Consider the following 13,251-nt stretch of genomic DNA (forward strand, 5'->3'; position numbering starts at 1 on the left):
GCATTCCCAAACCGCGCGGGATTCTATCAGCTTGTGCGCTGCTGCGTTAGATCCGAGTCTTCAGTGTATAGAGCAATTCGATTGCTTGACGTGGCGTCAGGCCATCAATGTCGGTCTTGCTGAGTTGCTCCAGCACCGGGTGCGGCAAGCTGGCGAACAGGTCACTCTGGTGCGGTACCTGGGGTTGGCCCGGGGCGCTGGCGACTGGTTCGTGTGGCAGGCTCGCCGTTTCCAGGCGGCCCAGGTGTTCCTTGGCGCGGGCGATCACTGGGTTCGGCACGCCGGCCAACTGCGCCACGGCCAGACCGTAGCTCTGGCTGGCAGGGCCGGGCAGCACGTGGTGCAGGAACACGATGCGCTCCTTGTGCTCGGTGGCGCTCAGGTGCACGTTGGCGACCAGCGGTTCGTTTTCCGGCAGTACCGTCAATTCGAAATAGTGCGTGGCAAACAGGGTGTAGGCGCGCAGTTGCGCCAGGCGCTCGGCGGCGGCCCAGGCCAGCGACAGGCCGTCGAAGGTGCTGGTGCCGCGGCCCACTTCGTCCATCAGCACCAGGCTCTTGTCCGTGGCGTTGTGGAGGATGTTGGCAGTTTCGCTCATTTCCACCATGAAGGTCGAGCGCCCGCCGGCCAGGTCGTCGCTGGAGCCGATACGGGTGAAGATACGGTCCACCAGCGACAGCTCGCAGCCGGCGGCCGGCACGAAGCTGCCGATGTGGGCCATCAGCACGATCAGCGCGGTCTGGCGCATGTAGGTGGATTTACCGCCCATGTTCGGGCCGGTGATCACCAGCATGCGGGTGTCGTTGTCCAGGCTCAGGTCGTTGGCCACGAACGGCGTGGTCAGCACCTGTTCCACCACCGGGTGGCGGCCCTGGTTGATGCGCAGGCAGGGCTCGTCGACGAATACCGGGCAGTTGAGGTCCAGGTTCAGCGCGCGCTCGGCCAGGTTGCTCAACACGTCCAGCTCGGCCAGGGCCGCGGCGGTGTCCTGCAGCGGTGGCAGGTGGCCGATGAGGTTTTCCAGCAGCGCGTCGTAGAGCATCTTCTCGCGGGCCAGGGCGCGGCTTTTCGCCGACAGCGCCTTGTCCTCGAACTCTTTCAGCTCCGGGGTGATGAAGCGCTCGGCGCCTTTCAGGGTTTGGCGGCGGATGTAGTCCGCTGGTGCCTGCTCGGCCTGCTTGCTGGGCAGCTCGATGAAGTAGCCGTGCACGCGGTTGTAGCCGACCTTCAGGTTGGCCAGGCCAGTGCGGGCTTTCTCGCGTGCCTCCAGGTCGATCAGGAACTGGCCGGCGTTCTCGCTCAGGGCCAGCAGCTCGTCCAGCTCGCTGTCGTAGCCGGTCTTGAGCACGCCGCCGTCACGGATCACCGCCGGCGGGTTGTCGATGATGGCCTTGGCCAGCAGGTCGGCCAGCTCCGGGTAGGTGCCAGCGATGGTCGCCAGCAGCGCCAGGTGCGGCGCTTCCAGGTCGGACATCGCCACTTGCAGGTCCGGCAGCGCCGCCAGCGCGTCGCGCAGGCGCGCCAGGTCGCGCGGGCGGGCGTTGCGCAGGCCGATGCGGGCGAGAATGCGCTCGATGTCACCGATTTCTTTCAGCTGTGGCTGCAGGCTTTCGAAACGGTAGCCCTCCAGTAGGCAGCGGATCGAGCTCTGGCGCGCCTGCAGCACCTTCAGGTCACGCAGCGGGCGGTTCAGCCAGCGGGTCAGCAGGCGGCTACCCATGGCAGTCTGGCAACGGTCGATCACCGATTGCAGGGTGTTATCGCGCCCGCCCGCCAGGTTGGTGTCCAGCTCCAGGTTGCGCCGGCTGGCGCCGTCCAGCACCACGGTGTCATCCAGGCGCTCGTGGCGCAGGCTGCGCAGGTGGGGCAGGGCGGTGCGCTGGGTTTCCTTGGCGTAGCCCAGCAGGCAGCCGGCGGCGCCGATGGCCAGGGTCAGGTTCTCGCAGCCAAAACCCTTGAGGTCCTGGGTGGAGAACTGCTGGCACAGGCTCTTGTGCGCGGTGTCACGCTCGAAGTCCCACGGCGCGCGGCGGCGCGAACCACGGCGCTTTTCCGCCGGCAGGCCCTGGGGCCAGTCATCGGGGATCAGCAGCTCAACCGGATTGATGCGCTCAAGCTCGGCCAACAGGCTTTCCCAGCCCTTGATCTCCAGCACCGAGAAATTGCCGCTGGTGATGTCCAGCACCGCCAGGCCGAACAGACGCTCGTCGCCCAGCACCGCGGCAATCAGATTATCGCGGCGCTCGTCCAGCAAGGCCTCGTCGCTGACCGTGCCGGGGGTGATGATGCGCACCACCTGGCGTTCCACCGGGCCCTTGCTGGTGGCCGGGTCGCCCACCTGTTCGCAGATGACCACCGACTCGCCCAGCTTCACCAGCTTGGCCAGGTAGCCCTCGGCAGCGTGGTACGGAATGCCACACATGGGAATCGACTGCCCCGCCGACTGGCCGCGGGCCGTGAGGGTGATATCCAGCAACTTGGCCGCTTTCTTCGCGTCTTCGTAGAAGATCTCGTAGAAATCGCCCATGCGGTAGAACATCAACTGATCCGGATGCTGGTTCTTCAGCTTCCAGTACTGCTGCATCATGGGGGTGTGGCTGGAAAGATCACTCATGCAGAAACTTGGCTCGCAGTGGCGGGTGTGTCAAAAGGCAAGCGGCGAATACTACAGGGATTTTTCGCGGCTTGCCGCCTGTGCGTTGCTTCTATATGTGGGAAATGCCCGCCAGCATTGCAAAATGCACAAGGGGGTAGCACTATGCATTGCATGCACACACGTACCGTAGCCACCGTCCTCAAGGAACTGCTCGCCCGCGAAGGTCTCTCCGCCACGGAGCTGCACCGGCGTACCGGCGTGCCACAGTCCACCCTGTCGCGCATCCTGGGCGGCAAGATCGTCGACCCCGCCGACAAGCACATCGCCAAGCTGGCGGACTACTTCCGCGTCAGTACCGACCAGCTGCGGGGGCGCGCCAGCCTGCCGGCGGCAGGGGGCGGCCATGCCGAGCTGCGCGACATCAGCCTGTGGGACGACGACACGCCCGTGGAGGACGACGAGGTGTCCATTCCCTTCCTGCGCGAGGTGGAACTGGCCGCCGGCTCGGGCCGCTTTGTCATCGAGGAAAGCGAACGCGCCAGCCTGCGCTTCGGCAAGCGCAGCCTGCGCCACAATGGCGTGCAGTTCGACCAGGCCAAGTGCGTGACCGTGCGTGGCAACAGCATGCTGCCGGTGTTGCGCGACGGCGCCACGGTGGGGGTGAACTCGGGCAAGCGTGGCATCGGCGATATCGTCGATGGCGACCTCTACGCCATCAACCACAACGGCCAGTTGCGGGTGAAGCAGCTGTACCGCTTGCCTACCGGCATCCGCCTGCGCAGCTTCAACCGTGAAGAGCATCCCGACGAAGACTATAGCTTCGCGCAGATGCAGGACGAACAGATCACCATCCTCGGCCACGTGTTCTGGTGGGGCATGTACGCCCGCTGACCCTCGACGCCCGTGCCTTTCACTTCGGTCAGAAAAATGCACTTATGCATTGATTTAATATGCATCAATGCATAGTCTTCTGTTGAAGGTCTTCACCAGGAGGGGCGGATATGCAAATGGATCAAGCGTTGTTGCACCAGGTGCCACTCTGGCTGGTGATGCTGCTGGCCCTGCTCGGCGGCGTCACTGGCGAGCTGTGGCGCGCCGACAAGGAAGGCACTCATGGTTGGCGCCTGCTGCGCCGGGTACTGATGCGTTCCGGCGCCTGCATGGTCTGCGGGCTTACGGGCACCATGCTGCTGTACGGGGCAGGGTTGTCGCTGTGGTCGGCCACCGCGGTTGGCTGCATGACGGCGATGGCGGGTGCCGATGTGGCGGTCAGCTTCTATGAGCGCTGGCTGGTGAAGCGCCTGGGGTTGGGGGCGGTTTCGCGGCGCAAGCGGTTGTGAGGCTGTCGAGCCCTGCGCCGCTTGGTGTACGGTAGCGGCAATTTCCCTTGCCATGGAGCACCCGATGGACCTGATCACTCAACTGTCGCAGTCGCTGGGCGAAGGGCTGAAGACCCTGGGGGCCCAGGCCACCACAGCCGAATCCTGCACCGGCGGCGGCATCGGCGAGGCCATCACCCGCGTCCCCGGCAGCTCGGCGTGGTTCGAGGCTGGCTACATCACCTATTCCAACGCCCAGAAGACCGCTCAGCTGGGCGTGCCCGAGCCCTTGTTCGCCACTGTCGGCGCGGTCAGCCGCGAGGTGGTCGAGGCCATGGCCCTGGGCGCCCAGGCCCGCAGCGGGGCGCGGTTCGCCGTGGCGGTCAGCGGCATTGCGGGGCCGGACGGTGGCACGCCGGGCAAGCCGGTGGGCACCGTGTGGCTGGCCTGGGCGGTGGATGGGCGGGTGCTTGCCGAGCGCCAGCTGTTCGCCGGCGACCGCGATGAGGTCCGCCGACAAACGGTAAAGGCCGCGCTAGAGGGGCTGATACGTCTTGTAGCAGGAGAAATCTCAACACGGGGGTAGGCGTGCCCGGCTCCCTGTGGAATAATACTGGCTACTTATACAGTTATCCGGCCTTCCGGCCTTATTGATTTTTAGAGAGGACTTTAATGGACGACAACAAGAAGAAAGCCTTGGCTGCGGCCCTGGGTCAGATCGAACGTCAATTCGGCAAGGGTGCCGTAATGCGTATGGGCGACCACGACCGCCAGGCCATCCCGGCTATCTCCACCGGCTCCCTGGGCCTGGACATCGCCCTGGGCATTGGCGGCCTGCCAAAAGGCCGTATCGTCGAGATCTACGGTCCTGAGTCGTCGGGTAAGACCACCCTGACCCTGTCCGTGATCGCCCAGGCACAGAAGATGGGCGCCACCTGCGCCTTCGTCGACGCCGAGCACGCGCTGGACCCTGAGTACGCCGGCAAGCTGGGCGTTAACGTCGACGACCTGCTGGTCTCGCAGCCGGACACCGGCGAGCAGGCCCTGGAAATCACCGACATGCTGGTGCGTTCCAACGCCGTTGACGTGATCATCGTCGACTCCGTGGCCGCCCTGGTACCCAAGGCCGAGATCGAAGGCGAGATGGGCGACATGCACGTGGGCCTGCAGGCCCGCCTGATGTCCCAGGCGCTGCGCAAGATCACCGGTAACATCAAGAACGCCAACTGCCTGGTCATCTTCATCAACCAGATCCGCATGAAGATCGGCGTGATGTTCGGCAGCCCGGAGACCACCACCGGTGGTAACGCGCTGAAGTTCTACGCCTCGGTGCGCCTGGACATCCGCCGTACCGGCGCGGTGAAGGAAGGCGACGAAGTGGTCGGCAGCGAAACCCGCGTCAAGATCGTCAAGAACAAGGTGGCTCCGCCGTTCCGTCAGGCCGAGTTCCAGATTCTCTACGGCAAGGGTATCTACCTCAACGGCGAGATCATCGACCTGGGCGTGGCCAATGGCCTGCTGGAAAAAGCCGGCGCCTGGTACAGCTACCAGGGCAGCAAGATCGGTCAGGGCAAGGCCAACTCGGCCAAGTTCCTGGCGGATAACCCGGAAATCGGTGCGGCCCTCGAGAAGCAGATCCGCGACAAGCTGCTGACCGGCGGTGTCGATGCCAAGAAAGCACCCGTGGTAGAAGCGGATGCCGAAGACGAAATGGTAGACGCCGACGTCGATTTCTAATCACGTCATGGCTGCCATCCTGGATACCCCCGTCGCGGTGCGACGGGCTGCAATGGACCTGCTCGCGCGACGCGAGCACGGTCGGGTCGAGCTGACGCGCAAGCTGCGTCAGCGCGGCGCTCCTCCCGAATTGATCGAACAGGAACTCGACCGTCTGACGGAAGAGGGCCTGCTGTCCGAGTCCCGTTACCTCGAAGCCTTCATCAACTACCGGGCCCGCTCCGGCTACGGGCCAGCGCGCATTCGCGAAGAGCTGGGCCAGCGTGGCCTGCAACGCGCGGACGTCGAGCAGGCGCTGCGTGAAAGCGGGTTCGATTGGGCAGCGCAGTTGACCGAGGTCTGGCAGCGCAAGTTCGCCGGGCAACTGCCTGTCGACCCGCGCAGCCGCGCCCAGCAAACGCGCTTCCTGGCCTACCGGGGCTACCCCATGGACCTCATCGGCCGCCTGCTCAGCGGCCGTGGCCTGGACGACTGATCAGGTTACCTTGGCGTTTTTCCGCGGGCGGGCGCCGGTGCTCGCTGGCGGGCTGGCGGCTTCCGCGGCCCAGTTCTCCGGCAGGTTGAGATAGTCCACCAGCTCTCGCAGGCGGCCGTTGTCGCGGCCGTTGAAGGTGAACGCCAGGCGCGTCAGGTGGCTGAACTGCGGCTCCTCGAAGGTCTCGCCGTCATAGCCATGCTGGTGGAAGGTGTCGCTCAGGCACAGGTCGGCGAACCGCTGCCGCACCTGGGCCAGCGCGTCGTCGCTCAAGGCATGGCGCAGGCGAATCACGAACAGGTGCTTCAGCCAGCGGCTGGAGTGGAAGTTGGCGTAGAACTGGTTGATCTCCGCCACGGCTTCTTCGGCGTTGTACACCAGGCGCATCAGCTTGAGGTCGGTGGGCAGGATGTAGTGGTTGTCGCGCAGCTGCTTGGCGATGAAGTCCAGGCAGTCCTGCCAGAAGCTGCCGCCCGGGGCGTCGATCAGCACCACCGGCACCAGTGGGCTCTTGCCGGTCTGGATCAGGGTCAGCACCTCCAAGGCCTCGTCCAGCGTGCCGAAGCCGCCCGGGCAGAGCACCAGTGCGTCAGCCTCCTTGACGAAGAACAGCTTGCGGATGAAGAAGAAGTGGAAGGGCAGCAGTTGCTCGCTGCCTTCCATGGTGGCGTTGGCATGTTGCTCGAAGGGCAGGGTGATATTGAAGCCCAGGCTGTGGGCCAGGCCCGCGCCCTCGTGGGCAGCGGCCATGATGCCGCCGCCGGCGCCGGTGATCACCATCAGGTCGTTTTGCGCCAGCGCTGCACCCAGCTCACGGGCCAGGCCGTACAGGGGGTGTTCCTGCGGCGTGCGCGCCGAGCCGAAGACGGTGACCTTGCGGCGGCCCTTGAATTGTTCCAGCACCCGGAAGGCATGTTCCAGCTCGCGCAGGGCCTGCAGGGTGATCTTGGCGTTCCAGCGGTTGCGGTCGTCCTGGGCCATGCGCAGCACGGTCAGCATCATGTCGCGGTACAGGGCCAGGTTCGGGCTGTTGGGGGCTATCAGGCTGAGCTGGGCTTCCACCTGGCGGGTGAGGTCCAGGCCATTGCTATTGAAGTGGCTGGACAGGAAATCATTCGGTTCGTAAGGCATTCAACCATCTCCTTCTGCATATGAACCTTTGGCCCGCGCCGAGCAGTTCGGCCGGGCCGCGACACGGCTTGTGTCGCTGGCCGTCCAGGCTACGCCATGGACATTGCAGTCAGCCCACGAGGGGCATTGATGTAAATCTAGCTGCTGGCGGGCAGATGCGCCTTATGCGCCGGCGATGACCGCTCGTCTGGACGGATCCAATAGGCCGAAAGCTCTGATTTACTGGTTAAACAGAGATGGCAAAATAATGTCGTCGAAGGACAATGGCGCACGGAGGCAGAATGAAGCGAATCAGCCTGGAAGTGGACAACGAGTTATTGGTGCTGCTGAACCGGGCGGCCCAGGCCAATAACGTCACGCTTGAGGAGGAATGCCTGCGGCGGCTGGACGGCGCCCAGCGGCGCTCGCGCTACATGCAGGCACTGGTGGCGGAGCTGCGCGCCGATGACGCGCAACGCCGCGAACGCATCGGCTGATTACTTCTTCTTGCCGCCCTTGTTATCCAGCATCGCGCAGTGCTCCGCGGTGTAGCGCTGGGTGGTAACGGCCAGGTTGGTGTGGTTCTCGGTGAACTCGTAGCGCAGGGCGGCGCCCTTGTTCATCAGGTTGCGAAAGCCTTTGTTGCTGCACACGCTACGGCCCAGTTGCACGCGCACCGCTTCAGGGTTGGCGCGCATGTTGGCGGCCTCGCCCTGCTGGACGCTCAGGTGGTCGACCAGCTCGCTGCCTTCAACCGTGTAACCCTGGTCCAGGATGTTCTCGTTGATTTCGCGCGGGGTGCCGGCGTTGCTCTGCTCGGCGACCTGCTGAAGCAGCTTGCCCAGCTCGAACTCCTGCAACGATGCGGCCTGGGACGCCAGGGGCAGGGCCAGCAAGAGGGTAAGGGGGGCGATAAAGCGCAGCATGAAACTCTCCTGATTCGGTGACTGGCCGTTGGACCAGCAACCGGACTGTGCGTTCATAAAGCCGCCGATTATAGGGGCAAACCCGACGGTCCGGCAGTCAAAGCTCTGATAAACTCACGCTCGTTCAGGCTGGCGGCCGTTGCCAGTCGTTGCCCGCGAGTGCTGTAGACCCATGTCCCACGCCGTTTCCCGCCTGCGTTCCGAACGCCTGGCCCGTTGCCTCCAGCCGTTCACCGCCCGTGGTTCGCGCGCGCCGCGTTGCCCAGGCTGCCGGGTAATCTTCGATTACTGCTTGTGCAAATTCCGCCCGACGGTCGAGGCCCATGGCGCGGTGTGCCTGCTGATGCACGACGTCGAGCCGCTGAAGCCGTCGAACACCGGCTGGCTGATCGCCGATATCCTGCCTGATACCCAGGCCTTCACCTGGTCGCGTACCGACGTGGACGAACAGCTGCTGGCGCTGCTGGACGATCCGCAGTGGCAGCCCTATATCGTCTTCCCGGGCGAGTTCGTGGCCCCGGAGCGGGTGGTGACAGAGGTGGCCGCCACCCCAGGCAAGCGCCCGCTGTTTATCCTGCTGGACGCGACCTGGACTGAAGCGCGCAAGATGTTCCGCAAGAGCCCGTACCTGGAACGTTTCCCGGTGCTGAGCCTGGCCAGCGACCAGTTGTCACGCTACAAGCTGCGGCGCTCCAAGCGCGACGATCATTTCTGCACTGCGGAAGTGGCGGCGCTGTGCCTGGAACTGGCCGGCGACCAGCAGGCGGCCAGCGTGCTCGACGCCTGGCTGGACGTGTTCACCGGCCATTACCTGGCGGCCAAGTTCCAGTTGCCGCTGGACGAACAGGACGAGGTCCATGTTCGCCTGCAGGCCCTGGTTTCCTGAAACGATGCATTCTGCGTAGCCGCTGCCGCCAGGCTGCGCTGGCCTGACGGTACGCTGTAAATCTTCAGCGTGGCTCGGGGCCAGCGCAGCCTGCGGCAGCGGCTACGGGGGTAGAGTGCTTTTGCGGCCACAGCTGCGCGATCAACATCCCCGCCAGCATCAGCCCGCAGCCCAGGTAGCCGCGCATCTGCAGCGACTCACCCAGCAGCCACGCCCCGGCGATGGCGGCGAACACTGCTTCCAGCGACAGGATGATCGCCGCGTGGGAAGCGATGGCGTCCTTCTGCGCCACCACCTGCAGGGTGTAGCCGATGCCCACGGCGACGATGCCGCCGTACAGCAAGGCCGGGCCGGCCGCGATGATCGCGTCCAGGGCGATCGGCTCCATCACCAGCGCCAGCACCAGGCTCACCACCGAGCAGGTGGCGAATTGCAGGAACGCCAGGCGAATGGGGTCATGCCGGCTGGCGAACACGCCCACCAGCACCACGTGGCCACCCCACACGAAGGCGCCGGCCAGCTGCAGCCAGTCGCCGGACGACACGTGGAAGTTGTCGCCCACGCTCAGCAGGAACATCCCCAGCACTGCCAGGCCCGCGCCCAGCCAGGTGCCCATGCCGGTCTTGTGGCCCATCAGCATGCCCAGCACAGGCACTACAATGACGTAGAGGCCGGTGATGAAGCCGGAGTTGGTGACGCTGGTGAACAGCAGGCCCACCTGCTGCAGGTTGATGCCCAGCGCCAGCGCCAGGCCCATCAGCACGCCGCCCAGCCACAGGCCGCGGGTCATGAACGGTTCGCGCGGCGGTTGGCTGGGGTTGCCGCGGCCCAGCACCAGGGGCAGCAGGCACAGCGAACCCAGGGCGAAGCGCAGCCCGGAATAAAGGAAGGGCCCGATGTGCTGCATGCCGGCGGTCTGGGCGACGAAGCCGCTGCCCCAGATCATGGCGGTCAATAACATCAGCAGGTCAGCACGCAAGGCTTGGCGACGCATGGGTATTCTCTTGTTGTGAAGGGTGGCGAAAAACGGGCTGCGACTTTAGCCGCAAACCACCGAACTTGACCACCCTGTCAGGCGTCGGCATCCTTGGCGCCGACCCGGGCGCCTGAACTGCCGCAATCGCCAACCCTGACCGTGAGTTGGCGTTAAAATAAAGCTCGAGTCGCCTCGGCAGGCACCGACTCCTTGCGTGCCTGCACAGAACAGGATCATTAGATCGATGGCCACATACGACATCCTGATAGCCGATGACCACCCCCTTTTTCGTGGCGCCTTGCGCCAGGCCGTGACCCTGGGGCTGGGGCCTGACACCCGCCTGGTGGAAGTGGCAAGCATTGCCGAGCTGGAAGCGCAGCTCACCGCCAAGGCCGACTGGGACCTGGTGCTGCTGGATTTGAACATGCCGGGGGCCTATGGCTTCTCGGGCCTGGTGCTGCTGCGCGGGCAATACCCGCAGGTGCCGGTGGTGATGGTGTCCGCCCAGGAAGAGGCGGCGGTGGTAGTGCGCGCGCGTGAATTCGGCGCCAGCGGCTTCATCCCCAAGTCCAGCCCCCTGGAAGTGATCCAGGAAGCGGTGCGCAACGTGCTGGATGGCGACGTCTGGTGGCCGCCCCAGGCGTTCGAGGCGGTCAGCGTCTCGGCCGAGGCCAAGGCCGCCAGCGAAGGCCTTGCCAGCCTGACGCCGCAGCAGTTCCGCGTGCTGACCATGGTCTGCGAGGGCTTGCTGAACAAGCAGATCGCTTATGAACTGAGCGTGTCGGAGGCCACCATCAAGGCCCACGTCACGGCAATCTTCCGTAAACTGGGGGTACGCACCCGCACCCAGGCCGCGCTGCTGCTGCAACAACTTGAGTCAATTTCGTCGTCGTAAGGCACTTTGCCTTCACACTTTTTTGACAAATGCTGCATTAGCTTCCCTTTTTCTTTGTAACAGTTGACCCTTCATGTCTCCATATAAAGGCCAGACCGGCCTGAAACGCATCTTCAACGCCACCGGCTATTCCCTGGACGGCCTGCGCGCCGCCTTCGTCGGCGAAGCCGCCTTCCGCCAGCTGGTGCTGCTCAACGTGGTGTTGATCCCGCTGGCTTTCCTGCTGCACGTGAGCCGCGTGGAGCGCGCCGTGCTGATCGCCGTGTGCCTGCTGGCGCTGATCGTGGAGCTGTTCAACTCGGCCGTCGAGGCCGCCATCGACCGAATTTCCCTGGACCGCCACCCGCTGTCCAAGAACGCCAAGGACATGGGCAGCGCCGCGCAATTCGTGGTGCTGTGCATGATCGCCCTGGTGTGGGGCGTGATCCTGCTCTGACCCGGCGCTGCTCAGGGGATGGCCGGCAGCACGATCTCGTCGCTGCGCGCCACCCCGGCGGTGAAGGCCCGGCACAGTTCGAGGAACTCGCGCATGGCCTGGGTCTGGTACTTCTGTTTGTGCCAGATGAAGAAGAATTCCCGGGTCAGGTCCAGGTCCGGGGTTTCCACCGGCACCAGGCTGCCCCGGCGAAACGCGTCGCGCAGGGCCAGGCGCGAGATGCAGCCGATGCCCAGCCCCGACTCCACCGCGCGCTTGATGGCCTCGGTGTGTTCCAGCTCCAGGCGCACGTTGAGCATGGAGCGGTGATGGCGCATGGCCTGGTCGAAGGTCAGGCGCGTGCCTGAGCCTTGCTCACGCAGAATCCACGCCTCGCGGGTCAGCTCGTCCAGGGTTGCCTTGCCCACCGCCGCCAGCGGGTGGCGCGGGGCGCAGAACACCACCAGTTCGTCGGCCACCCAGGGCTGCACTTCGATATCCGGGTGGTTGCAGTCGCCTTCGATCAGCCCCAGGTCAATTTCATAGTGCGCCACCTGGTGCACGATGTTGGCGGTGTTCTGCACGTGCAGCTTCACCTGGCTTTCCGGATGCACCTGCATGAAGCTGCCGATCAACAGGGTGGCCAGGTAGTTGCCGATGGTCAGGGTGGCGCCCACGGCCAGGGAGCCGAAGCCGGACTTGCCGTTGAGCAGGTCTTCGATTTCCTTGGCCTGGTCGAGCAGGGCCACCGCCTGGGGCAGCAGCTGATGGCCCAGGGCATTGAGGCTCAGGCGCTTGCCGGCGCGGTCGAACAGCTGGCAGCTGGACTGGCGCTCCAGTTCGGTGATGGAGGTGCTGGCGGCCGATTGCGACAACGCCAGCAGGCTGGCGGCGCGGGAAACACTTTCCTGCTGGGCCACAGCGACGAAAACCTGGAGCTGGCGTAGAGTAAATCGCATATCTATATAACCGATAACCCATATCTTGATAATTCAATTAACAGATATTGTCGCTGCCGTTAGAATATCGCGCAATCGCGCTCTCGTTCGGCGCACGCGTTTTCTGAGGAGCCCCCGTACATGAGCAACATGAACCACGAACGTGTACTCAGTGTCCATCACTGGAATGACACCCTGTTCAGCTTCAAGTGCACCCGCGACCCGGGCCTGCGCTTTGAGAACGGTCAGTTCGTGATGATCGGCCTGCAGCAGCCCAACGGCCGCCCGCTGATGCGCGCGTACTCCATCGCCAGCCCGAACTGGGAAGAGCATCTGGAATTCTTCAGCATCAAGGTGCCGGACGGCCCGCTGACTTCCCAGCTGCAGCACCTGAAGGAAGGCGACGAGATCATCATCAGCAAGAAGCCCACCGGCACGCTGGTACTCGATGACCTCAAGCCCGGCAAGCACCTGTACCTGCTGAGCACCGGCACTGGCCTGGCGCCGTTCATGAGCGTGATCCAGGACCCGGAAACCTACGAGCGTTTCGACAAGGTCATCCTGTGCCACGGCGTGCGCTACGTGAACGAAGTCGCCTACCGCGAGTTCATCACCGAGCACCTGCCACAGAACGAGTTCTTCGGCGAAGCCCTGCGCGAGAAGCTGATCTACTACCCAACCGTGACGCGCGAGCCGTTCGAGAACGAAGGCCGCCTGACCGACCTGATGCGCAGCGGCAAGCTGTTCCGCGACATCGGCCTGCCGCCGATCAACCCGCAGGACGACCGCGCCATGCTGTGCGGCAGCCCGAGCATGCTCGACGAGACCAGCGAAGTGTTGAACAGCTTCGGCCTGACCGTATCGCCGCGCATGCGCGAGCCGGGTGACTACCTGATCGAGCGCGCCTTCGTCGAGAAGTAAGCCCTCGCTCAATAAAAAACCGCCCCGAGGGGCGGTTTTTTTATGCCCGTCATTTCA

Annotated in this window: 15 protein-coding genes; 10 read left to right on the top strand and 5 right to left on the bottom strand. The window is 64.5% G+C overall.

Going from position 1 to position 13,251, the window contains the following annotated elements; all coding sequences use genetic code 11:
- Positions 1-46: 46 nt before the first annotated feature.
- On the bottom strand, positions 47-2,614 hold the full coding sequence (gene mutS / locus AC0J42_RS06830) for a DNA mismatch repair protein MutS (protein ID WP_416422869.1): 2,568 nt from the start codon (positions 2,612-2,614) through the stop codon (positions 47-49).
- A 153-nt stretch (positions 2,615-2,767) separates the two neighbouring features.
- On the opposite strand from mutS, the gene AC0J42_RS06835 reads away from it, so the two are divergent.
- The 5 genes from AC0J42_RS06835 (at position 2,768) to recX (ending at position 6,127) form a co-directional block, all read left to right on the top strand.
- Complete coding sequence (locus AC0J42_RS06835; protein ID WP_416422870.1) at positions 2,768-3,487, top strand: LexA family transcriptional regulator; 720 nt, start codon at positions 2,768-2,770, stop codon at positions 3,485-3,487.
- A 110-nt stretch (positions 3,488-3,597) separates the two neighbouring features.
- Positions 3,598-3,936, top strand: a complete 339-nt coding sequence (locus AC0J42_RS06840) for a phage holin family protein (protein WP_416422871.1) — start codon at positions 3,598-3,600, stop codon at positions 3,934-3,936.
- 64 nt (positions 3,937-4,000) lie between these two features.
- The gene (locus AC0J42_RS06845) at positions 4,001-4,501 is read left to right on the top strand and encodes a CinA family protein (RefSeq protein WP_473005609.1); all 501 of its coding nucleotides are present in this window, start codon (positions 4,001-4,003) and stop codon (positions 4,499-4,501) included.
- 86 nt (positions 4,502-4,587) lie between these two features.
- Entirely contained in the window at positions 4,588-5,652 is a 1,065-nt protein-coding gene (gene recA, locus AC0J42_RS06850; protein ID WP_416422873.1) for a recombinase RecA, read from the top strand.
- Between the two features lie 7 nt (positions 5,653-5,659).
- Positions 5,660-6,127, top strand: coding sequence for a recombination regulator RecX (gene recX / locus AC0J42_RS06855; RefSeq protein ID WP_473005610.1), 468 nt, complete (start codon positions 5,660-5,662; stop codon positions 6,125-6,127).
- On the opposite strand, the gene AC0J42_RS06860 is transcribed toward recX, so the two are convergent.
- The gene (locus AC0J42_RS06860; protein ID WP_473005611.1) at positions 6,128-7,258 is read right to left on the bottom strand and encodes an LOG family protein; all 1,131 of its coding nucleotides are present in this window, start codon (positions 7,256-7,258) and stop codon (positions 6,128-6,130) included. It lies immediately after the preceding gene.
- 281 nt (positions 7,259-7,539) lie between these two features.
- On the opposite strand from AC0J42_RS06860, the gene AC0J42_RS06865 reads away from it, so the two are divergent.
- A complete protein-coding gene (locus AC0J42_RS06865) occupies positions 7,540-7,734 on the top strand; it encodes a hypothetical protein (RefSeq protein WP_416422876.1) in 195 nt (64 codons plus the stop codon).
- On the opposite strand, the gene AC0J42_RS06870 is transcribed toward AC0J42_RS06865, so the two are convergent.
- Positions 7,735-8,163 (bottom strand): PA3611 family quorum-sensing-regulated virulence factor, encoded by a 429-nt coding sequence (locus AC0J42_RS06870; RefSeq protein WP_416422877.1) that lies wholly within the window; start codon positions 8,161-8,163, stop codon positions 7,735-7,737.
- Positions 8,164-8,335: 172 nt separating this feature from the next.
- Here AC0J42_RS06870 and AC0J42_RS06875 point away from each other — a divergent pair, with 172 nt between their 5' ends.
- Positions 8,336-9,049, top strand: a complete 714-nt coding sequence (locus AC0J42_RS06875) for a tRNA-uridine aminocarboxypropyltransferase (RefSeq protein ID WP_473005612.1) — start codon at positions 8,336-8,338, stop codon at positions 9,047-9,049.
- A gap of 64 nt (positions 9,050-9,113) precedes the next feature.
- On the opposite strand, the gene AC0J42_RS06880 is transcribed toward AC0J42_RS06875, so the two are convergent.
- Positions 9,114-10,043 carry a DMT family transporter gene (locus AC0J42_RS06880; protein ID WP_416422879.1) on the bottom strand — a complete coding sequence of 310 codons (930 nt, stop codon included), beginning with the start codon at positions 10,041-10,043 and terminating at the stop codon, positions 9,114-9,116.
- A 226-nt stretch (positions 10,044-10,269) separates the two neighbouring features.
- On the opposite strand from AC0J42_RS06880, the gene erdR reads away from it, so the two are divergent.
- Both erdR and AC0J42_RS06890 read left to right on the top strand, forming a co-directional pair.
- Positions 10,270-10,920, top strand: a complete 651-nt coding sequence (gene erdR, locus AC0J42_RS06885) for a response regulator transcription factor ErdR (protein WP_416422880.1) — start codon at positions 10,270-10,272, stop codon at positions 10,918-10,920.
- Positions 10,921-10,993: 73 nt separating this feature from the next.
- On the top strand, positions 10,994-11,356 hold the full coding sequence (locus AC0J42_RS06890) for a diacylglycerol kinase (protein ID WP_416422881.1): 363 nt from the start codon (positions 10,994-10,996) through the stop codon (positions 11,354-11,356).
- 11 nt (positions 11,357-11,367) lie between these two features.
- Here AC0J42_RS06890 and AC0J42_RS06895 read toward each other — a convergent pair whose 3' ends face one another.
- On the bottom strand, positions 11,368-12,294 hold the full coding sequence (locus AC0J42_RS06895) for a LysR family transcriptional regulator (RefSeq protein WP_416422882.1): 927 nt from the start codon (positions 12,292-12,294) through the stop codon (positions 11,368-11,370).
- Between the two features lie 120 nt (positions 12,295-12,414).
- On the opposite strand from AC0J42_RS06895, the gene fpr reads away from it, so the two are divergent.
- Positions 12,415-13,194, top strand: a complete 780-nt coding sequence (gene fpr / locus AC0J42_RS06900) for a ferredoxin-NADP reductase (protein ID WP_416422883.1) — start codon at positions 12,415-12,417, stop codon at positions 13,192-13,194.
- The last annotated feature ends 57 nt before the right edge of the window (positions 13,195-13,251 follow it).

It is taken from the genome of Pseudomonas sp. Tav-5-1A (genome assembly GCF_055755055.1).

Excerpts from the sequence above, each read along its gene's own strand:
- mutS (WP_416422869.1), bottom strand. The coding sequence starts at position 2,614 with ATGAGTGATCTTTCCAGCCACACCCCCATGATGCAGCAGTACTGGAAG.
- AC0J42_RS06835 (WP_416422870.1), top strand. The coding sequence starts at position 2,768 with ATGCACACACGTACCGTAGCCACCGTCCTCAAGGAACTGCTCGCCCGC.
- AC0J42_RS06840 (WP_416422871.1), top strand. The coding sequence starts at position 3,598 with ATGCAAATGGATCAAGCGTTGTTGCACCAGGTGCCACTCTGGCTGGTG.
- AC0J42_RS06845 (WP_473005609.1), top strand. The coding sequence starts at position 4,001 with ATGGACCTGATCACTCAACTGTCGCAGTCGCTGGGCGAAGGGCTGAAG.
- recA (WP_416422873.1), top strand. The coding sequence starts at position 4,588 with ATGGACGACAACAAGAAGAAAGCCTTGGCTGCGGCCCTGGGTCAGATC.
- recX (WP_473005610.1), top strand. The coding sequence starts at position 5,660 with ATGGCTGCCATCCTGGATACCCCCGTCGCGGTGCGACGGGCTGCAATG.
- AC0J42_RS06860 (WP_473005611.1), bottom strand. The coding sequence starts at position 7,258 with ATGCCTTACGAACCGAATGATTTCCTGTCCAGCCACTTCAATAGCAAT.
- AC0J42_RS06865 (WP_416422876.1), top strand. The coding sequence starts at position 7,540 with ATGAAGCGAATCAGCCTGGAAGTGGACAACGAGTTATTGGTGCTGCTG.
- AC0J42_RS06870 (WP_416422877.1), bottom strand. The coding sequence starts at position 8,163 with ATGCTGCGCTTTATCGCCCCCCTTACCCTCTTGCTGGCCCTGCCCCTG.
- AC0J42_RS06875 (WP_473005612.1), top strand. The coding sequence starts at position 8,336 with ATGTCCCACGCCGTTTCCCGCCTGCGTTCCGAACGCCTGGCCCGTTGC.
- AC0J42_RS06880 (WP_416422879.1), bottom strand. The coding sequence starts at position 10,043 with ATGCGTCGCCAAGCCTTGCGTGCTGACCTGCTGATGTTATTGACCGCC.
- erdR (WP_416422880.1), top strand. The coding sequence starts at position 10,270 with ATGGCCACATACGACATCCTGATAGCCGATGACCACCCCCTTTTTCGT.
- AC0J42_RS06890 (WP_416422881.1), top strand. The coding sequence starts at position 10,994 with ATGTCTCCATATAAAGGCCAGACCGGCCTGAAACGCATCTTCAACGCC.
- AC0J42_RS06895 (WP_416422882.1), bottom strand. The coding sequence starts at position 12,294 with ATGCGATTTACTCTACGCCAGCTCCAGGTTTTCGTCGCTGTGGCCCAG.
- fpr (WP_416422883.1), top strand. The coding sequence starts at position 12,415 with ATGAGCAACATGAACCACGAACGTGTACTCAGTGTCCATCACTGGAAT.